The sequence below is a fragment of the Aminobacter sp. SR38 genome, assembly GCF_014843375.1.
GTDB classification, from domain to species: domain Bacteria; phylum Pseudomonadota; class Alphaproteobacteria; order Rhizobiales; family Rhizobiaceae; genus Aminobacter; species Aminobacter ciceronei.
This window is the reverse complement of the sequence record NZ_CP062112.1, coordinates 4,371,971-4,390,667: the sequence shown is the minus strand read 5'-3', so window position 1 is coordinate 4,390,667 and position 18,697 is coordinate 4,371,971. Positions and strand designations below refer to the sequence as shown.

The following is an 18,697-nucleotide window of genomic DNA, read 5'->3' as shown; positions in this document are numbered from 1 at the left end:
CGGCGGCTGGTGCTGCTGGGCAGCAGCTCAACCCGCGACGATCCCTTCAATTGTTTCTTCTGTAGAGTCGAACGGACGCCGGATGCGTACTGTGTAATTCTGGCCGAGCTTGCCGAACTCGCAGGCAAACAGTGTCTTGCCGCGAGCGGCGATGACAGCGTTGGACTGGGTGTTCTCGGCGAGCTCGATGACCTGCCCGACCTGGAGACCAGTCAGTTCGCCAAGCGTCATGCGCCCGATCGGCATCGAGGCCTCCAGCCTCACGGTCGAGCGCATCAGCTCGTCGGAGAAGCGCGAGCGCCATTCGGTGGTCGGAGCAGCACTCGTCTCGACCTCTGCCGGGCGGCGATCCGAAACCAGCACGCGCTGCGGCAGCGTCAGCGTCAGCGTACCGCGCGAAGCCGTCGTCGACACGGTCAGCACGATGCGCGCCGACGGCCCGTCGCGAAACACATGCTTCTTCATCATCGCGCCGGTGATCGCGTCGGGCGCCGGCAGCTTGACGCCAAGGCCACCGTCCGGCCCCTGCGCGTTCATCGCGCGCGCCACATCCTGGATCAGCAGCGAGACAACGCCAAGCTCGATCGACGACAGATCGCGGTCGATCGGGGCAATGTCGCGGCCGGCATCACCGCCGAACATCAGGTTGACCAGGATGGCGATCGCCTGCGGATCGAACGTCATCACCAGGCCATCGGGCGAAAGCTTGGTCGGGGCGACGGTCATCGCCTGGTTGCTCTTGCCTGCCTTGGCATCCGTCATGCGGCCAAGCTTGATCTCGCCAACCTCGACGAAGACAGACGTTGGCAGTGCGTGGTTGATGGCCTCGGCAATAGCGGTTGCCGCGCGTTCGGCAAGGCGGCGCGCAGCGGCAAGCACTTTCTCCGGCTCGCCGGTATCGCCCAGCAGGCGCTCGATGACGACATCCCGCGGTTCCGCCGGGCTTGCGGTGGTATTCATGACTTGCGATGCCCTTTGTCAGCGTCCCGCATTGGCTCAGGCGGCCTTCTTCTCGACGATCGCCGTGTTCAGCGTGCTCTGCTCCACCGAATCGATCGATGGACGATCATAAGACGAGATCGTCTTGCGGCCGAACTCGATTGCAACCTGCGGCAGCGAGCCGTTCATGTAGGCAAGCAGCGTCTGCTTCACGACGATGTAGAGGCGGTTCTTCTTCTCGCGCACCGTCTTGATCTTGGTGGCGATCGGCGCGACCACGGCATAGGACAGGAAGATGCCGAGGAAGGTGCCGACCAGTGCCGCACCGATCAGGCCGCCGAGGATTTCGGGAGACTGGTCGAGCGCGCCCATCGCCTTGACCACGCCAAGCACCGCAGCAACGATGCCCAGCGCCGGCAGGCCGTCACCAACGGCGATCAGCGCGTGATAGGACTTGAGCTTGTCGGCGCGGATGGTCTGGATTTCCTCGTCCATCAGCGCCTCGATCTCGTGCGAACGGGCATTCCCGATGATGATGATGCGGCAATAGTCGCAGATGAAATGCGTCAGGTCGTAGTTCTTGAGCACCAGCGGATAGGCCTGGAAGATCGGCGAGTCGTCGGGGTTGTCGATATGCGCCTCGACCTCGGACCGGGTCTTGGTGCGCAACTCGCGCATCAGCGAATGCAGCACGCCCAGCGTCTCGAGATAGTCCTGCTCTTTCGGCACTGCCTGCTTGAGCGCTTCGACGATCGCCTTGCCGGTATCCTTGACGGTGGCCATCGGGTTGGCAACCAGGAACGTACCGAGGGCCGCACCGCCAATGATGACGAGTTCCCAAGGCTGCATCAGGACGTCCAGGTGTCCACCCATCGCCATGAAGCCGCCGAGCACACAGCCCAGCGTCACGACGAGTCCGATCAGAATGCCCACAGCAGGTCCTTCCGCACTTTCAAAGCAACATACAGGCACAGATAGCGGCCGTGCCTTGTGTGAGGCTTGAAGGATCATCGCAAAGCCATTCAGCCTCGCGCAAGCAATGGGGCGTAGCCTCCCCCGTCTATGCTGCGGCGGAAGGGCTGTTGTCGTGCTCAATACCTATACAAGCTACCACCTGATCGCGCGGGATCTCGGCAAGGCCTTGGATCGCGTGGAGAACCAGCCCACTGTCGAGCGCGACACCGAGTACTATCTCAAGAACATCACCAAGGTGAAAAGCATCGACGAGTTCGTCAAGAACGACCGTCTGTTCAAATACGCCATGAAGGCGCACGGCCTGCAGGACATGGCCTACGCCAAGGCCTTCATGGTCAAGGCCCTGAAGGAAGGCGTGGCCAAGGAAGACAGCTTCGCCAACAAGCTGACCGACAAGCGCTACGCCGAATTCGTCAAGAGCTTCAACTTTGCCGAGCTCGGTGACAAGGCCACCGTCTACACCAAGGCGCAGCAGGGCGCGGTCGACAAATACCTGATCCGGGTCAAGCTCGATGGTGTCGACCCCAACTCCGAAGCGGTCAAGAAGGAGGTCAAGTATTACCTCGACAACATCGTCAAGGTGACATCGGCCAAGGACCTTATGTCCGACACCAGGCTCTACACCTTTGCCATGAAATCCTTCGGCATCGAAGGGTCGATCCCCAACAAGGAGATGATGGAAAAGGTACTGGCCGGCGGCGTTCGCGACCCGAAGAGCTACGCCAACCAGATGACGGACAAGCGCTACGCCGCGTTTGCGAGCACCTATAACTTCGAAGCACTCGGCAAGGATGCGACGACCTACAATGCCGCGCAGCGTCCGGCGGTCGACAAGTATGTCCGCCAGACCCTGGAAGAGGACGCCGGCAAGGACAATGAGGGCGTGCGCCTCGCGCTCTATTTCGAGCGCAAGGCCCCCTCGATCACCAGCTTCTACGAAGTGCTCGCCGACCCAGCGCTGGCCAAGGTCGTGCGCACCGCGCTCGGCCTGCCTGAATCATTCGCCTCGGCCAACATCGACCGTCAGGTCAAGCTGTTCGAGGACAAGCTGAAGATCGAGACCTTTGCCAATCCCAAGAAGCTCGGCGAATTCCTCAAGCGCTTCACCAGCCTCTGGGAAATCAACAATCCGTCCACCCCGGTGCAGGCCTCCGTCGGCACCCTGTTCGGCTCGTCGTCGCCTGCCTACGGCGTTTCGACTGACGTGCTGTTTGCCATGCAGAAACTGAGGTTCTGAGAACATCATGCAGAACGGTCTTTACGTCGCCCTTTCCGCCCAGGTGGCTCTGGAAAAGCGTCTCAACACCATTGCCGACAACGTCGCCAACGCCTCGACTGTCGGCTTCCGCGCCACCGGTGTGAAGTTCGAGGACGTCGTTTCCGGCCTCGGCCCGAAATCCGTCTCCTTCACCTCGCCGGGTGATACCTACCTGTCGACCCAGCATGGCGCGATGCGTGAGACCGGCAACCCGTTCGACTTCGCCATTCGCGGCGACGCATGGTTCGGCATCGAAACGCCTGCTGGCGTCGTGATGACGCGCGACGGCCGCTTCTCGATGACGGCGGAAGGCCAGCTCGTCACCGTCGAGGGCCATCCGGTGCTCGACGCCGGCGGCGCGCCGATGCAGCTTGACCCACGTGCCGGACCGCCCACCGCGGGTTCCGACGGCTCGCTGCGCCAGGACGGACGCCTCGTCGGCGCCATCGGCCTCTATGAGTTCAACCCTGGTACCAATTTCGTCCGGTACGGCAACTCCGGCGTCATTCCGCCGACGGCGCCCGAGCCGGTCGTCGACCGCATGGACGCCGGCATCGTCCAGGGCTTCGTCGAGGAGTCCAACGTCAATCCGATCAAGGAGATGAGCAAGCTCATCATGGTGCAGCGCGCCTTCGAGAACACCGCCGCTCTGATGCGCCAAACCGAAGCGTCGTTCTCCGACGCCATCAAGACGCTCGGCTCGAAGTAAGTGAGCAACGCGCTGGCCAACATCCGCGACGAGCCCCAGGCGGTCCACGACAACCGGCTCGAAGCGCTCGAGCGGATCCAGCACCGCTTCGCCGACGACCGCCTGCTGGTCAGACGCGGCGGGCAAGTGACCGAGATCGCATCTACCCACTACAAGGTCGGCGGCCTGTCGCTCAGCGCGCGCCTCGGCGACATCGTCGAACACCGTGGCCATGGCCGCAACCGACGCGGCGAGATCGTGCAGATCGGCCGCGACGAGGTGCTGGTGGCGCCTTATGAAAGCAGCGGCGAGGTCGGCGTCGGCGATGCCGTCTTCACGCGTGGGCCGATCGCCATCACGCCGCATCCGAGCTGGCGCGGCCGCGCCATCGACGCGCTCGGCCGCCCCATAGACGGCGGCGCACCGTTGGTCCGCAGTGCCAGGAACGATGCCACCGAAGCGATCCCGCCTGCGGCGCTCGCCCGCCAACGCGTCGAAACAGGCTTCTTGACCGGCGTCCGCGTCATCGACATCTTCACCCCGCTGTGTTTCGGCCAGCGCATGGGCATCTTCGCCGGCTCCGGCGTCGGCAAGTCGACGCTGCTTGCCATGCTCGCCGGTGCGGATGCCTTCGACACCGTCGTCGTCGCCCTGATTGGCGAACGCGGCCGCGAGGTGCGCGAATTCCTCGAAGACACCATCGGCGTCGCTGCCATGGCCAAGACGGTCGCGGTCGTCGCCACCTCGGACGAGAGCGCGATGATGCGCCGCCGCGCGCCCGACACCGCGATGCGTGTCGCCGAGCATTTCCGCGACAAGGGCCACCGCGTCCTGCTGGTGCTCGATTCCATCACCCGTTTTGCCCATGCCCTGCGCGAGGTCGCCATCGGCGCCGGCGAGCCGCCGGTGGCGCGCGGCTATCCCGCCTCCGTCTTCACCGAACTGCCCAAGCTGCTCGAACGCGCCGGCCCCGGCTTGGAGGGCACGGGATCGATCACCGCCATCATCTCCGTGCTTGTCGACGGCGACGACCACAACGATCCTGTCGCCGATTCCGTGCGCGGCATTCTCGATGGCCACGTGGTGCTCGACCGTTCCATCGCCGAGCAAGGTCGCTATCCGCCGGTCAATCCACTGGCTTCGATCTCCCGTCTCGCCTCCAAGGCCTGGACGCCGGAGCAGCGCCAGCTCGTCAGCAAACTCAAGGCACTGATCTCGCGCTTCGAGGACACGCGCGACATCCGTCTGCTCGGCGCCTACCAGCCGGGCGCCGATCCCGACCTCGACCTCGCCGTGAAGCAGGTGCCGGTAATCTACGAAGCGCTCGGCCAGTCGCCTGCCGACGGGCCCTCGCTCGATCCGTTCTCCGACCTCGCACGCCATCTGAAATCCAGGGATAGAACACATGTTCAGGCGGAATGACCCGGCAAGCGAATTCCTGGAGATGATCGGCTCCAAGGATGAGCCGCGCACGCTGATGCAGCGGCTCGGCCTGAAGCGCGGGCCGCTGACCATCACGCCGAAGCACGAGAAAAAGCGTGATCACCGCAGCGATTTCATCATCGCCGCCCTCGGCATCGCACTCGGGCTCACCTGCGCGCTGTTTCCCTGGTACATCTTCTTCAATCAGGACAAGTTCGGCATCCGGGCGATGAAATTCTCCGGCGGCGGTCAGAACGACCAGGCGGTCCCGCTTGTCATGGGCGAGCAGGTCGAACGTGTCGGCGCGCCGATGACGGCCGAAGACATTCCGCCGATGAAGCTCGACCTGTTTGCCACCGGCTCGCTGCGCCCCAACAAGGATGAAGCTGGTCTTGCCGGCATTGCCGAACAGCCCTTTCCCGGACCGAAGATCGAATTCAAGCTCGTGCACATCGCCAATGGCCGCGCCATGGTCGAGGACGACGCCGGTGTCTGGGTGGTGCAACGCGGCTCCGTGCTGCCCGATTCGAGCCGCGTTGCATCGATCGAACAGCGCGACGGCAAATGGGTGCTTGTCACCTCGCGCGAAGAGGTCTTCCAGGTCGCGCAGTAGCGGCCGGGCCCCGCGCAAGGCCCGCGCAAGACTGAGGCCATAGTGTTTGGAAATCTGCTCGGAGATTTCCATGGACCCCGTCAACCTGTTCGATCTGGCTGCCCAGCAGGCTCGCTGGCTTTCAGTGCGCCAGAACGCCATCGCCGGTAACGTCGCCAACGCCAACACGCCCGGCTATCGGACCAACGACATCGAGCCCTTCGAGAAAGTGCTCGACCGTTCGCGCGTCGCCATGGCGTCGACCCAGACGGGCCACCTCACCGGCGGCGCCACCGAAGCCGGTTACGCCATCAGGCCGGAGGATCCCAAGCACGCCGTTCTGCCTTCGGACAATACGGTTGCCGTCGAGGAAGAGCTCATGAAAGCCGGCGAAGTCCGCCGCTCGTTCGAGCTCAACACGGCCATCGTCAAGGCCTTCCACCGCATGATCATGCTGAGCACGAAGGCCTGACCGGGATGGATCCGCTCGTCGCCGCCCTCAAGGTCGCCGGTTCCGGTCTCGGAGCCCAGTCGGAACGCTTGCGCATCGTTTCGGAAAACCTCGCCAATGCCCAGTCGACCGGCAACACGCCGGGCGCCGATCCCTATCGTCGCAAGACCGTCAGCTTCGCCGCCGAACTCGACCGCGCCACCGGAGCCTCGACCGTCGAGATCGCCTCGATCGGCCACGACCAGACGGCTTTTCCGCTGGAGTTCCAGCCCGGCAACGAGGCCGCCGACGCCGCCGGTTTCGTCAAGATGCCCAACGTCAATGTCATCATCGAAATGGCCGACATGACCGAGGCCAACCGCTCCTATGAAGCCAACCTGCAGGTCGTCAAGCAGGCGCGCGAACTCATTTCCATGACGATTGATCTTATGAGGAATCAGTAATGATCGGCTCCATCAGCCCAGTCGGCACCCAGCTACTGTCCAAGCCGACCAGCGTTGTGCCCGAGGCCGGCGCGGCTGCGGCAGGCGGCGGTGTCGCCTCGTCCTTCGCCGCCGCCCTCGCCGACGCAGCGACCGAAGCGCACAACACCTTGCGCCAGGCCGAGCAGCTGTCGCTCTCCGGCCTTCAGGGCAAGGCCGACACGCGTGAGGTTGTCGATGCCGTGATGAGCGCCGAGCAGGCCCTGCAGGCCGCCGTCGCCATCCGCGACAAGATCGTCACGGCCTATCTCGAAGTCAGCCGCATGGGCATCTGAGGAACAACCCGATGAAAGCGCTTGCAATTGCCGCCACGGGCATGAATGCCCAACAGACAAATCTCGAGGTGATCGCGAACAACATCGCGAACATCAACACGACCGGCTACAAGCGCGCCCGCGCCGAGTTCTCCGACCTGCTCTACCAGGTCGACCGCACCCAGGGCGTGCCCAACCGGGCCAATTCGGCGATCGTGCCGGAAGGCGTCTCGATCGGCCTCGGCGTCAAGACATCTGCGGTGCGCAACGTCCACATCCAGGGCGTGCCGACCAATACCGGCAACGAGTACGATCTCGCGCTGACCGGCAAGGGCTGGTTCCAGATCGAAGGCGCCGACGGTCAGACGCTCTACACCCGCGCCGGCTCCTTCAACAAGAACGCCACCGGCCAGCTCGTCACCGTCGACGGCTTCAACGTCATCCCGGCGATCAACGTGCCGCAGGACGCCGTCGAGGTCATCGTCAACAATTCCGGCCAGGTCTTCGCCCGGCTCGACAACCAGACGGCGCTCCAGCCGCTCGGGCAGCTGACGCTTGCCAACTTCGCCAACGAGGCCGGCCTCGCGCCGCTCGGCGACAATCTCTTCGCCGAAACCGAAGCGTCGGGCGCGGCCAATGTCGGCATTCCCGGCGACCCCGGCTACGCCACCATCCGCCAGGGCTACCTCGAAAGCTCCAACGTCGATCCGGTCAAGGAAATCACCGAGCTGATTTCGGCACAGCGCGCCTACGAGATGAACTCCAAGGTCATCCAGGCGGCCGACGAAATGGCCGCCGTCGTCTCCAAGAACATCCGGTGAAGATTATGCGGCGACGGCACGCCCTCCTCTACATCCGCTCGGCAGTCCTTGCTTTCGCCATGCTTGGCGGCGCAGCGCAGGCTGCCGACCAGGAGGTCGTGCTCGTTCCCAACCGCGTCATCTATCCCGGCGAGACGATCGCCTTGTCCTCGCTCAAGGAAGTCACCCTGAAGCCGGGCAAGGTGCGCCCCGACGCAGTCGCCACCATGGCCGACGAGCTCGACGGCCGCATCGCCAAGCGTACGCTTTTGCCCGGCCGCTATGTTCCGATCACCGCGCTGCGCGAGGCCTGGCTGGTCGATCGCGGCGCTTCCGTTCAGGTCGTCTTCGCCTCCGGCCCGCTGATGATCTCGGCCGCGGCCGTGACGCTCGAGCCAGGTGCAGCCGGCGACGTCGTCAAGGTCCGCAACCTCGACAGCGGCAAGGTCTTCACGGGCACGGTAATGGCCGACGGCTCGATCCGCGTGGGTGCCATATGATCCGTAGACTGTTGCTCGCCGCAATCGCCGTATTCGGCCTGCAAACCGCTTATGCCGACGGTCCCGATGGCGTTCCGGCCGGCCAGCTGAAGGCCGGCGGCAAGGCGGCCGCCGGTGGTTACGCCACAACCGAATTCGGCGGTGGCAATGGCGGCGACGGCGACTTCATCGCCACCTCGGGCGATGGCGGCCGTCAGACCACGCTCAATTCGGGCACCGCCGCCAATCTCGTCAATGTCCGCATCAAGGACGTCGCCTCGCTCCAGGAAGCCCGCGACAACCAGGTTGTCGGTTACGGTCTCGTCATCGGCCTGAACGGCTCGGGCGACAGCCTGCGCAATTCGCCCTTCACCGAGCAGTCGATCCGCGCCATGCTCGAAAATCTCGGCATCGCCTCCGAGGATGGCCGGGCGCGCGTTCGCAACGTTGCCGCCGTCATCGTCACCGCCAACCTGCCGGCCTTCGTCCAGGCCGGTGCACGCATCGACATCAACGTTTCCTCGCTCGGCGACGCCTCATCGCTGGCCGGTGGCACACTTGTGATGACCCCGCTCAAGGCGCCCGATGGCGAGATCTACGCCGTCGCCCAAGGGTCGGTGCTGGTCTCCGGCTTCAACGCGCAGGGCAAGGCCGAGCAGGTCACGCAAGGCGTTCCGACCTCCGGCCGCGTTCCCAACGGTGCCATCGTCGAACGCGAGGTCAAGGCCCGCTTCGCCGACGAGAACGTGCTCACGCTGCAGCTGTTCAATCCTGACTTCTCGACCTCGGTGCGCATTGCCGACGCCATCAACGACTATGCCCGCCACCGCTTCGGCAAGCGTGTCGCTGGCGAGCAGGATTCGCGTGTCGTCGTCATCCGCAAGCCCGAAGGCGTTTCGACCGCGCGCTTTTATGCCGAGCTCGAGAACCTGATGATCATGTCGGACGTCCCCGCGCGGGTCGTCGTCGACGAGCGTACCGGCACCATCGTCATCGGCAACGAGGTCAAGATCTCGCGCGTCGCGATCAGCCACGGCACGCTCACGGTTCGCATCACCGAGCAACCGCGCGTCGTCCAGCCCGAGCCGTTCTCGCGCGGCGAAACTGCGGTCGAAGATGCTACAGTCATCGAGACAGAGCGTGCCGATTCCAAGCTCGCCTTGCTCGACGGCCCGGATCTGCAGACGCTGGTCGCCGGCCTCAATCGCCTCGGCGTCAAGCCGGATGGCATCATCGCAATCCTCCAGGGCATCAAGTCGGCAGGTGCGCTGCAGGCCGACCTGGTGGTCCAGTAAGCCATGGCCATGACCAACGCCCTCTCCCACATCCGTCGCCACGCACTTGCCGCGGCAGCACTCGGCGTCGTCTTTGCCGGTGCCGCATCCGCCGAACAGGCCGCGCCGAAGGCGCCCGTGGTCCAGGGCACGCCGACGCGGGTCATCGAGCGCGAGGCCCCGAAGGAACCCGTCGAGGCTGCCGTGCCGCCGGTCGAACAGAGCGAGGTCGAGCGCTTCTGTTCCAACATTGCCGACGCTGCCCGCGACCGCCGTTACCAGTTGCAGGCCGAGGAGCTGAAGAAGCTGCAGGCCGAGGTCGACAAGCGCATCGCCCTGCTCGAGGAGCGCAAGACCGAATACGAAACCTGGCTGAAGCGCCGCGAGGTCTTCCTCGCCCGCGCCGAGGAAGGTGTCGTCCAGATCTATTCACGCATGAAGCCCGATGCCGCCGCCGAGCGCCTGGCGGTGATGAACACCGACCTCGCCGCCGCCATCATGATGAAGCTCGACGCGCGCAAGGCGAGCGTCATCCTGAATGAAATGGAAAGCAAGGTCGCGGCGGAACTGACCCGCATCATCGCGAGCGCCGCACGCCGGGAAGACCCCACATGATCAGAAAAGCCCTCCTCGCCGCAGCCATGGCCAGCCTTGCCGGCTGTGGCTCCAACCTCAAGGAAATCGGCAAGGAGCCAACGATGTCGGCCGTCGGCTCCGGCATCGAGGATGGCAGCTCGTCGATGTACCGCTATCCTGAATCGCCTGCCGCACCGCCGAAGCGCTTTTCGCTGTGGCAGGACAAGCAGAGCCGCATGTTCACCGACCCGCGCGCGCTGCAGCCGGGCGACATCCTGACCGTCAAGATCGAGATCGACGACAGGGCCCGTTTCCAGAACGAGTCCGAGCGCAACCGCGTCACCAACCGGACCATTGCCGCTGGCCTCAATGTCGAATGGGACGGCGCCAAGACCGGTGGCAAGGGCGATGGCAGCGCCGGCTCCAAGTCGATTTATTCCGGCGACGGCGCCACCACGCGGTCCGAGAAGCTCAACCTGCTCCTTGCCGCCGTCGTCACCGACGTGCTGCCCAACGGCAATATGATGATCCGGGGCTCGCAGGAGGTGCGCGTCAACGCCGAGCTGCGCGTCTTGACCATCGCCGGCATCGTGCGTCCGTCCGACATCGGTCCGGAAAACACTATTCCCTACGAGCGTATCGCCGAAGCCCGCATCTCTTATGGTGGCCGCGGCCGCATCACCGAGGTCCAGCAGCCGCCATACGGCCAGCAGTTCCTCGATCAGGTCCTCCCTTTCTAGGTCCGGGACATGTCAGACATAGATCAGTTCCTCCCCCAGAAGCCCGGCCCCTCGCTGGTCGTCCAGCTCGGCATCCTGGCGGTGCTGACCGTCGGAGCCATCGGCATGGGCTGGCTGTCGGGTGGCTACCTCAAGGGCGAGAGCACACCTGTCGAGCAAGCTGCTCCCGAAGCGCCCAAGGCCCACGCCGCCAAGGAAGAAGCGCCGGCCGAGCATGGTCCGGCCAGCGAAGCTGCAGGCACTCTGGTGCAATTGCCGGCCATCACCGCCAATCTCGCGGCACCCGACACGATGTGGATTCGCCTCGAGGTCTCGCTGGTGCTCGACGCGCCGCAATCCGCAGACCTCGCCGAGCGCGTCCACCAGGACCTGCTCGCCTACGTGCGCACGCTCCGGATCCACCAGGTCCAGGGCGCCAGCGCTTTCCGCCACCTCAAGACCGACCTCGACGAACGCGCCGCGATCCGCAGCGATGGCCACGTCAAGGAAGTGCTGATCAGAACGTTGCTCTTCGAATGAAAAAGTTCCTGGCCACCGCAGCCATCCTCGCTGGCGCAATTGCGCCGGCGAGCGCGCAGCAGCTCGACCTGAGTCAGCTCGGCAACACCGATGGCGCCACCATCGGTTACATCATCCAGATGTTCGGCCTGCTCACCGTGCTTTCGGTGGCACCGGGCCTGCTGATCATGGTGACCAGCTTCACCCGCTTCGTCATCGCCTTCTCGATCCTGCGCACCGGCATCGGCTTGCAGTCGACGCCGGCCAACCTGATCCTGATCTCGCTGTCTTTGTTCATGACCTTCTACGTCATGGCGCCGACCTTCGATCAGGCCTGGCAGAACGGCGTCAAGCCGCTGATGGACAACCAGATCACCCAGGTTGAAGCTGTCGACCGCATTTCCGACCCGTTCCGCACCTTCATGATGCGCAATGTCCGCGACAAGGACTTCAGCCTGTTCGCCGACCTCGCCCGCGAACGTGGCCAGACGGTGTCGGAAGACAAGGTCGACCTGCGCATCCTGGTCCCGGCCTTCATGATCTCCGAAATCCGCCGCGGCTTCGAGATCGGCTTCCTGATCGTGCTGCCCTTCCTCGTCATCGACCTGATCGTCGCCACCATCACCATGGCGATGGGCATGATGATGCTGCCGCCGACAGTGGTGTCGTTGCCATTCAAGATATTGTTCTTCGTGCTCATCGACGGCTGGAACCTGCTCGTCGGCAGCCTTGTTCGATCTTTCACCTAGATCACCGCGCGTCCGCTTGCGGGCGCGCCATCACCGAAATCCGGGATGACGGCCGCAGTTCGCTTCGCGCGAACTGCGGCCAACGTGTTTTTGGGGCGCACAAATCCCGGGAAAATCAGCAAGTTAATGCGCGTTAACCATACCGCTTAGACCTTTGGTAGCTTCTATCGTGGAGATTGCCGGGCATGGCGGGTGATCCTCACGGAGAGATCATGGGCATGATGCCGCTCCGCCATACCGGTCGGTCCGGTATGTCCCTGTACTTCAGCATATCCTAGGGGCGTAATTCCCATGTCCAGCATCAATACCAACGCGTCAGCAATGACCGCGCTGCAGACTCTCGCAGCCACCAACAAGTCGCTCAACGTCACCCAGGGCCGCATCGCCACGGGTCTCCGCGTCGCAGAAGCTTCCGACAACGCCGCCTACTGGTCGATCGCCACCACGATGCGTTCGGACAACAAGGCCCTCTCGACGGTCCAGGATTCGCTCGGCCTTGGCGCTTCGAAGGTCGACACCGCCTACACCGGCATGAACAAGGCCATCGACACGCTCAACGACATCAAGGTCAAGCTGGTCGCCGCCAACGGCGCTTCGGCTGCCGACAAGGAAAAGATCGACACCGAAATCAAGGCGCTGCAGAGCCAGCTGAAGGCCTATGCCGACGGCGCCACCTTCTCGGGCTCGAACATGCTTTCGGTCGACACGACGACCGGCCATGCCGTCGCCGGCACCGCCGACGACGTCAAGATCGTTTCGGCCTTCAACCGCGATGCATCGGGCACGGCCTCGATCTCGACCATCGACGTCAAGGTTCAGGACATCAAGCTCTATGACGCCTCGGCTGCCTCCACCGGCCTGACCGATGGTATCCTCGATGCACACCGCCTCGGCACCGGCGCGCGCGTCGCTGCCGCCTCGAACCCGACGGCCGGCGCTGCCGCTGTCGGCACCGACACCTACACCGTGGCGACGCTTTCGGTTAAGGGCTTCAGCGATACCCAGATCGGCGCCATGCTCGGCGTTGTCGAAGGCGCGCTGAAGGAAATGACGACTGCCGCCACCAACCTCGGCGCCGCCAAGAGCCGCATCGAGCTGCAGAAGGCCTTTACGTCCAGCCTGATGGACTCGATCGACCGCGGCGTCGGCCAGCTCGTCGATGCCGACATGAACAAGGAATCGACCCGCCTGCAGGCCCTCCAGGTCCAGCAGCAGCTCGGCATCCAGGCGCTGTCGATTGCCAATGGCAACTCGCAGTCGATCATGTCGCTGTTCCGCGGCTGACCGAACCGTCTCAGGCATTCCGTATCAGGACGGGCCGCACCTCAGGTGCGGCCCGTTTTGCGTCTGCCCGGAGCATTCAAAATAAATCCCAAGATTATCCGCAATGTTTCTAACGCTTAGCGATTTGGTAGGGAGTATCGGAGAGATTACCCGGCATGGCGGGTGATCCCTCGGGGATCATGGGCATGATGCCGCTCCGCCATACCGGTCGATCCGGTATGTCCCTGTACCTTTGCATTTCCTAGGGGCGTAATTCCCATGTCCAGCATCAATACCAACGCGTCAGCAATGACGGCGCTGCAGACGCTTGCAGCCACCAACAAGTCGCTCAACGTCACCCAGGGCCGTATCGCCACGGGTCTCCGCGTTGCAGAAGCCTCCGACAACGCCGCCTACTGGTCGATCGCCACCACCATGCGTTCCGACAACAAGGCGCTTTCCACCGTTCAGGATTCGCTCGGCCTCGGCGCGTCGAAGGTCGACACCGCCTACACCGGCATGAACAAGGCCATCGACACGCTCAATGACATCAAGGTCAAGCTGGTCGCCGCCAACGGCGCGTCTGCCGCCGACAAGGCCAAGATCCAGACCGAAATCAAGGCGCTGCAGGGCCAACTGAAGGCCTATGCCGACGGCGCGACCTTCTCGGGTGCCAACTACCTCTCGGTTGCCTCCGACAAGAACGCCGCGGGCGCCGCAGCAGCCGCCGACACCGGTGTCCAGCAGGATGCCAAGATCGTTTCGGCCTTCAACCGCGACGCGTCGGGCACCGCCTCGATCTCGACCATCGACGTCAACGTCGAAGGCATCAAGCTCTATGATTCGGGCGCCGGCACCCCGGCCAACGTCAAGAACGCCGGTATCCTCGACCGCCAGACCGCAATCTGGAGCTCAAAGGCTGCCCAGACTGCCTACGACAGCGCTTACTCTGCCTCCGTAGCAGGTGGCGCTTCTGATACGACGGCCGCCGGCCTTGCAACCACCGCTGCCACGACCGCGGACGGCACGGCTACGTCCATCGCTGGCGTCTCCGTCGCCAACCTCGACATCACCGCTGCCGGCGTCACCGACGCCTTCATCGGCTCGATGCTGAGCAAGGTCGAAGGCGCGCTCAAATCGATGACGACCGCTGCAACCAACCTCGGCGCTGCCAAGAGCCGCATCGAGCTGCAGAAGGCCTTCACCTCGAGCCTGATGGACTCCATCGATCGCGGCGTCGGCCAGCTCGTCGATGCCGACATGAACAAGGAATCGACCCGTCTGCAGGCCCTCCAGGTCCAGCAGCAGCTCGGTATCCAGGCGCTGTCGATTGCCAATGGCAACTCGCAGTCGATCATGTCGCTGTTCCGCGGCTGATCGAACCGTCTCAGGCACATCTTGGGAAAATGGGCTGCACTTCGGTGCGGCCCATTTTTATTTCGGATCTTCTTCCGCTGGACACGCCACCGGGCAGCCCGGTCAGTCAATATTCTACAAATCGGCGTTGGTTAATCGGCCATTTTCTCGAAAGTTAGAGTTTTAGAAATGTCTATACGACATTGATGCTTCATGGCGGGTGATCGACAACGATCATGGGCATGATGCCGCTCCGCCATACCGGTCGGTCCGGTATGTCCCTGTTTTTTGTTGTTTTTTCGGGGCGTATTTTCCCATGTCCAGCATCAATACCAACGCGTCGGCAATGACCGCGCTGCAGACCCTGTCTGCCACCAACAAAGCTCTCAACACCACCCAGGGCCGTATCGCAACGGGTCTCCGCGTCGCGGAAGCTTCCGACAACGCCGCTTACTGGTCGATCGCCACCACCATGCGTTCGGACAACAAGGCCCTGTCGACGGTCCAGGATTCGCTCGGCCTCGGCGCGTCGAAGGTCGACACCGCCTACACCGGCATGAACAAGGCCATCGACACGCTCAACGAGATCAAGGTCAAGCTCGTCGCCGCCAATGGCGCGTCGAACGCCGACAAGGCCAAGATCCAGACCGAAGTGAAGGCCCTGCAGGACCAGCTCAAGTCCTATGCTGACGGCGCGACCTTCTCCGGCACCAACATGCTGTCGGTCAACAGCGGCGCCGCCGCTTCTCCCGACGTCAAGGTCGTTTCGGCCTTCAACCGCGATGCATCGGGCACGGCCTCGATCTCGACCATCGACATCAAGGTCGAGAGCATCAAGCTTTATGAAGCCGGCACTGGCGTCGCCACCACCGGCAAGGGCATTCTCGACTCCGAGCGCACCTCTGCTGGCGTCGAAGGCGCGGCCAATGCCGTCACCCTCGGCACTTACGATGCCGCCGACACCTTCCAGGTCGCCACGATGAAGCTGACGGACGGCACGCTGTTCGCCAACGACCAGCAGCTGACCCAGATGCTCGGCGTTGTCGAAAGCGCGCTCAAGGACATGAACACGGCCGCCACCGACCTCGGCGCCGCCAAGAGCCGCATCGAGCTGCAGAAGTCGTTCACCTCGAGCTTGATGGACTCCATCGATCGCGGCGTCGGCCAGCTCGTCGATGCCGACATGAACAAGGAATCGACTCGTCTGCAGGCCCTCCAGGTCCAGCAGCAGCTCGGCATCCAGGCGCTGTCGATCGCCAACGGCAACTCGCAGTCGATCATGTCGCTGTTCCGCGGCTGATCGAATCGTCTCTGGCATTTTGCATCAGAGCGGGCCGCACCTCAGTGCGGCCCGCTTGCGTTTGGGTCCGCACCCGTGTTGTCGCGCTGAAAGATCGAGGAAACTCTAAATATTTCAATGTTCTAACAAAAGAACCTCATACGGTTTTTAGCAGTTCGGTAAGGTTAAGATGCGATAGTCCTTGGCATGGCGGGTGACCCCTTCTTGGCGATCATAGGCATGATGCCACGCCGCCATACCGGTCGATCCGGTATGTTCCAGTATTGCTTTTTCCTAGGGGCGTAATTCCCATGTCCAGCATCAACACCAACGCGTCAGCAATGACGGCGCTGCAGACGCTTTCCGCCACCAACAAGTCGCTGAGCACCACCCAGGGCCGCATCGCCACAGGTCTGCGCGTTGCTGAAGCTTCCGACAACGCGGCCTATTGGTCGATCGCAACCACCATGCGTTCGGACAACAAGGCGCTCTCGACCGTGCAGGATTCGCTTGGCCTCGGCGCTTCGAAGGTCGACACCGCCTATACCGGCATGAACAAGGCCATCGACACGCTCAACGACATCAAGGTCAAGCTGGTCGCCGCCAACGGCGCATCGGCTGCCGACAAGGAAAAGATCGACACCGAGATCAAGGCCCTCCAGAAGCAGCTCCAGGCCTATTCCGACGGCGCCACCTTCTCCGGTACCAACATGCTCTCGGTCAAGAGCGGTGCTGCGGCAACCGCAGCCGACGACGTCAAGATCGTCTCCGCCTTCAACCGCGACGGCGCCGGCTCCGCTTCTGTGTCGACCATCGACGTCAAGGTCGATGACATCAAGCTGTTCGAGACCGGCGGTGCTGCCGCCATCAAGACCGGCATCCTGGATGGCCAGCGTCTCGGCACCACCGGCGTCCGTGCCGCCCTGTCCGCCCCGACCCCCGGCACCGATGCCGCAACCGACACCTACTCGGTCATGACAGTTTCGGTCAAAGGCTACTCCGATGCGCAGCTCATCAAGCAGCTTGGCGTTGTCGAAGCAGCACTCAAGGAAATGACGACGGCCGCTACCAACCTCGGCGCTGCCAAGAGCCGCATCGAACTGCAGAAGGCCTTCACCTCCAGCCTGATGGACTCCATCGACCGCGGTGTGGGCCAGCTCGTCGATGCCGACATGAACAAGGAATCGACCCGTCTGCAGGCCCTCCAGGTCCAGCAGCAGCTCGGTATTCAGGCGCTGTCGATTGCGAATGGCAACTCGCAGTCGATCATGTCGCTGTTCAAGGGCTGATGCCCCGGCGCCAAAACATCTCCAGTCGTGTAATCGGGCCGTACCCCATGGGTGGGGCCCGATTTCATTTTGCCCTGTCCGCCGCCTTCTCCTCGCCTGGCGGCGCCGGATAGCTTCGCGCAAGTTACGGCGAGCATAGATTCCGCCACGTAACGGTAAATGCGAAGGCCTGTCGTCGTGTGGTCTTTAATCTGCCGTTAACCATAAGTTCGTAGTTATGGTTAACCAATTGCTATGACGGTTCGGCTGCCACGGGCAGAACGTACGGCATCCGCAACCGGTTCGCGGCGGCAGATCGCGCGGCTCTGACAGAGGGGTTTATTTCGATGTCCAGTATTATGACCAATGCTTCGGCGTTGACGGCGCTTCAGAGCCTCAACACCACGAACAAGGCTTTGAACACCACCCAGGCCCGCATCTCGACCGGCTTCCGCGTCGCGGAAGCCTCCGACAACGCCGCCTACTGGTCGATCGCCACCACCATGCGCTCCGACAACAGGGCACTCTCGACGGTCCAGGACGCGCTCGGCCTCGGCGCCTCGAAGGTCGACACCGCATATACCGCGATGCACAAGTCGATCGACACTCTCAACGACATCAAGGTCAAGCTTGTCGCCGCCGCCAATGGCTCGGACGCCGACAAGAACAAGATCGACGTCGAGATCAAGGCGCTGCAGGCACAGCTCAAGAGCTATGCCGACAGCGCCAGCTTCTCCGGTGCCAACTGGCTTTCGGTCAATTCGACGACAGCTGCCGGCCATTCGGCGGCCGGCGTCCACAATGACGCCAAGATCGTTTCGGGCTTTATCCGCGACAACTCGGGCACAGTCACGCTGGCAACGATCGACATCAAGGTCCAGAGCGTGAAGCTCTACGACGCCGCAGCCACCAACAACGTCAACAAAGGCATCCTCGAAGGCCTTCGCCTCGGCACCACGGGCGTGCGCGACAACACCGCCGTCAACCCGACGACCCCGGGTGCAGCGGTTGCCGCCACAGACGGCTACGCCGTTGCGACCCTTTCGGTGAAGGGCTTCAGCTTCGACCAGATCCTGCAGATGGTGAAGGTCACCGAAACGACCCTCGCCGAGATGACCGACGCCGCCACCACGCTCGGTGCGGCCAAGAGCCAGATCGACCTTCAGAAGACCTTCACCACCAGCCTGATGGACTCCATCGACCGCGGCGTCGGTCAGCTCGTCGACGCAGACATGAACAAGGAATCGACCCGCCTGCAGGCCCTTCAGGTCCAGCAGCAGCTCGGCATCCAGGCGTTGTCGATCGCCAATTCGAACTCGCAGAACATCCTGTCGCTGTTCAAGAGCTGACGCCT

General features: G+C 63.3%; 21 protein-coding genes. 19 read left to right on the top strand and 2 right to left on the bottom strand.

All coding sequences use genetic code 11. From position 1 onward, the window contains the following. Positions 1-27 precede the first annotated feature (27 nt). Positions 28-960, bottom strand: coding sequence for a FliM/FliN family flagellar motor switch protein (locus IG197_RS21470; RefSeq protein ID WP_192314897.1), 933 nt, complete (start codon positions 958-960; stop codon positions 28-30). Positions 961-996: 36 nt separating this feature from the next. Next, positions 997-1,872, bottom strand: a complete 876-nt coding sequence (motA, locus tag IG197_RS21465) for a flagellar motor stator protein MotA (protein WP_067958601.1) — start codon at positions 1,870-1,872, stop codon at positions 997-999. A gap of 154 nt (positions 1,873-2,026) precedes the next feature. Here motA and IG197_RS21460 point away from each other — a divergent pair, with 154 nt between their 5' ends. The 19 genes from IG197_RS21460 to IG197_RS21370 all read left to right on the top strand — a co-directional run bounded on the left by IG197_RS21460 (position 2,027) and on the right by IG197_RS21370 (position 18,692). Beyond that, complete coding sequence (locus tag IG197_RS21460) at positions 2,027-3,151, top strand: DUF1217 domain-containing protein (protein ID WP_192314895.1); 1,125 nt, start codon at positions 2,027-2,029, stop codon at positions 3,149-3,151. A 7-nt stretch (positions 3,152-3,158) separates the two neighbouring features. Further along, positions 3,159-3,881, top strand: coding sequence for a flagellar basal-body rod protein FlgF (gene flgF / locus IG197_RS21455; protein ID WP_067958594.1), 723 nt, complete (start codon positions 3,159-3,161; stop codon positions 3,879-3,881). Beyond that, a complete protein-coding gene (fliI, locus tag IG197_RS21450) occupies positions 3,882-5,282 on the top strand; it encodes a flagellar protein export ATPase FliI (protein WP_192314893.1) in 1,401 nt (466 codons plus the stop codon). Next, positions 5,266-5,895, top strand: a complete 630-nt coding sequence (locus tag IG197_RS21445) for a hypothetical protein (RefSeq protein ID WP_067958581.1) — start codon at positions 5,266-5,268, stop codon at positions 5,893-5,895. The genes fliI and IG197_RS21445 overlap by 17 nt, the downstream gene beginning before the upstream one ends. A gap of 70 nt (positions 5,896-5,965) precedes the next feature. After that, the gene (gene flgB, locus IG197_RS21440) at positions 5,966-6,346 is read left to right on the top strand and encodes a flagellar basal body rod protein FlgB (RefSeq protein ID WP_067958577.1); all 381 of its coding nucleotides are present in this window, start codon (positions 5,966-5,968) and stop codon (positions 6,344-6,346) included. A gap of 5 nt (positions 6,347-6,351) precedes the next feature. Continuing rightward, positions 6,352-6,768, top strand: a complete 417-nt coding sequence (flgC, locus tag IG197_RS21435) for a flagellar basal body rod protein FlgC (protein ID WP_067958576.1) — start codon at positions 6,352-6,354, stop codon at positions 6,766-6,768. After that, complete coding sequence (locus IG197_RS21430; RefSeq protein ID WP_067958573.1) at positions 6,768-7,082, top strand: flagellar hook-basal body complex protein FliE; 315 nt, start codon at positions 6,768-6,770, stop codon at positions 7,080-7,082. The genes flgC and IG197_RS21430 overlap by 1 nt, the downstream gene beginning before the upstream one ends. 11 nt (positions 7,083-7,093) lie before the next feature. Further along, positions 7,094-7,882 carry a flagellar basal-body rod protein FlgG gene (flgG, locus tag IG197_RS21425; protein WP_067958571.1) on the top strand — a complete coding sequence of 263 codons (789 nt, stop codon included), beginning with the start codon at positions 7,094-7,096 and terminating at the stop codon, positions 7,880-7,882. A gap of 5 nt (positions 7,883-7,887) precedes the next feature. Continuing rightward, positions 7,888-8,361, top strand: a complete 474-nt coding sequence (gene flgA / locus IG197_RS21420) for a flagellar basal body P-ring formation chaperone FlgA (protein ID WP_067966205.1) — start codon at positions 7,888-7,890, stop codon at positions 8,359-8,361. Beyond that, positions 8,358-9,635: a flagellar basal body P-ring protein FlgI gene (locus IG197_RS21415; RefSeq protein ID WP_067958568.1), complete on the top strand. Its 1,278-nt coding sequence runs from the start codon at positions 8,358-8,360 to the stop codon at positions 9,633-9,635. The genes flgA and IG197_RS21415 overlap by 4 nt, the downstream gene beginning before the upstream one ends. A gap of 9 nt (positions 9,636-9,644) precedes the next feature. Beyond that, complete coding sequence (locus IG197_RS21410; RefSeq protein ID WP_154386450.1) at positions 9,645-10,229, top strand: MotE family protein; 585 nt, start codon at positions 9,645-9,647, stop codon at positions 10,227-10,229. Next, positions 10,226-10,930, top strand: a complete 705-nt coding sequence (gene flgH / locus IG197_RS21405; protein WP_067958564.1) for a flagellar basal body L-ring protein FlgH — start codon at positions 10,226-10,228, stop codon at positions 10,928-10,930. Before IG197_RS21410 ends, flgH begins: the two co-directional genes overlap by 4 nt. 9 nt (positions 10,931-10,939) lie before the next feature. Then, a complete protein-coding gene (locus tag IG197_RS21400) occupies positions 10,940-11,449 on the top strand; it encodes a flagellar basal body-associated FliL family protein (RefSeq protein ID WP_067958562.1) in 510 nt (169 codons plus the stop codon). Next, the gene (gene fliP, locus IG197_RS21395) at positions 11,446-12,177 is read left to right on the top strand and encodes a flagellar type III secretion system pore protein FliP (RefSeq protein WP_067958555.1); all 732 of its coding nucleotides are present in this window, start codon (positions 11,446-11,448) and stop codon (positions 12,175-12,177) included. The genes IG197_RS21400 and fliP overlap by 4 nt, the downstream gene beginning before the upstream one ends. A 291-nt stretch (positions 12,178-12,468) precedes the next feature. Continuing rightward, positions 12,469-13,461, top strand: a complete 993-nt coding sequence (locus IG197_RS21390; RefSeq protein WP_067958545.1) for a flagellin — start codon at positions 12,469-12,471, stop codon at positions 13,459-13,461. A 258-nt stretch (positions 13,462-13,719) separates the two neighbouring features. After that, positions 13,720-14,817 (top strand): flagellin, encoded by a 1,098-nt coding sequence (locus tag IG197_RS21385; RefSeq protein ID WP_192314891.1) that lies wholly within the window; start codon positions 13,720-13,722, stop codon positions 14,815-14,817. A gap of 295 nt (positions 14,818-15,112) precedes the next feature. Next, entirely contained in the window at positions 15,113-16,096 is a 984-nt protein-coding gene (locus tag IG197_RS21380) for a flagellin (protein WP_192314889.1), read from the top strand. A gap of 290 nt (positions 16,097-16,386) precedes the next feature. After that, a complete protein-coding gene (locus tag IG197_RS21375) occupies positions 16,387-17,364 on the top strand; it encodes a flagellin (RefSeq protein WP_192314887.1) in 978 nt (325 codons plus the stop codon). A gap of 326 nt (positions 17,365-17,690) precedes the next feature. Further along, the gene (locus tag IG197_RS21370) at positions 17,691-18,692 is read left to right on the top strand and encodes a flagellin (RefSeq protein WP_067958535.1); all 1,002 of its coding nucleotides are present in this window, start codon (positions 17,691-17,693) and stop codon (positions 18,690-18,692) included. The last annotated feature ends 5 nt before the right edge of the window (positions 18,693-18,697 follow it).

Coding starts and splice junctions, on each gene's coding strand:
- IG197_RS21470 (WP_192314897.1), bottom strand. CDS start 960: ATGAATACCACCGCAAGCCCGGCGGAACCGCGGGATGTCGTCATCGAG.
- flgF (WP_067958594.1), top strand. CDS start 3,159: ATGCAGAACGGTCTTTACGTCGCCCTTTCCGCCCAGGTGGCTCTGGAA.
- IG197_RS21445 (WP_067958581.1), top strand. CDS start 5,266: ATGTTCAGGCGGAATGACCCGGCAAGCGAATTCCTGGAGATGATCGGC.
- flgB (WP_067958577.1), top strand. CDS start 5,966: ATGGACCCCGTCAACCTGTTCGATCTGGCTGCCCAGCAGGCTCGCTGG.
- flgC (WP_067958576.1), top strand. CDS start 6,352: ATGGATCCGCTCGTCGCCGCCCTCAAGGTCGCCGGTTCCGGTCTCGGA.
- IG197_RS21430 (WP_067958573.1), top strand. CDS start 6,768: ATGATCGGCTCCATCAGCCCAGTCGGCACCCAGCTACTGTCCAAGCCG.
- flgG (WP_067958571.1), top strand. CDS start 7,094: ATGAAAGCGCTTGCAATTGCCGCCACGGGCATGAATGCCCAACAGACA.
- flgA (WP_067966205.1), top strand. CDS start 7,888: ATGCGGCGACGGCACGCCCTCCTCTACATCCGCTCGGCAGTCCTTGCT.
- IG197_RS21415 (WP_067958568.1), top strand. CDS start 8,358: ATGATCCGTAGACTGTTGCTCGCCGCAATCGCCGTATTCGGCCTGCAA.
- IG197_RS21410 (WP_154386450.1), top strand. CDS start 9,645: ATGACCAACGCCCTCTCCCACATCCGTCGCCACGCACTTGCCGCGGCA.
- flgH (WP_067958564.1), top strand. CDS start 10,226: ATGATCAGAAAAGCCCTCCTCGCCGCAGCCATGGCCAGCCTTGCCGGC.
- IG197_RS21400 (WP_067958562.1), top strand. CDS start 10,940: ATGTCAGACATAGATCAGTTCCTCCCCCAGAAGCCCGGCCCCTCGCTG.
- fliP (WP_067958555.1), top strand. CDS start 11,446: ATGAAAAAGTTCCTGGCCACCGCAGCCATCCTCGCTGGCGCAATTGCG.
- IG197_RS21390 (WP_067958545.1), top strand. CDS start 12,469: ATGTCCAGCATCAATACCAACGCGTCAGCAATGACCGCGCTGCAGACT.
- IG197_RS21385 (WP_192314891.1), top strand. CDS start 13,720: ATGTCCAGCATCAATACCAACGCGTCAGCAATGACGGCGCTGCAGACG.
- IG197_RS21380 (WP_192314889.1), top strand. CDS start 15,113: ATGTCCAGCATCAATACCAACGCGTCGGCAATGACCGCGCTGCAGACC.
- IG197_RS21375 (WP_192314887.1), top strand. CDS start 16,387: ATGTCCAGCATCAACACCAACGCGTCAGCAATGACGGCGCTGCAGACG.
- IG197_RS21370 (WP_067958535.1), top strand. CDS start 17,691: ATGTCCAGTATTATGACCAATGCTTCGGCGTTGACGGCGCTTCAGAGC.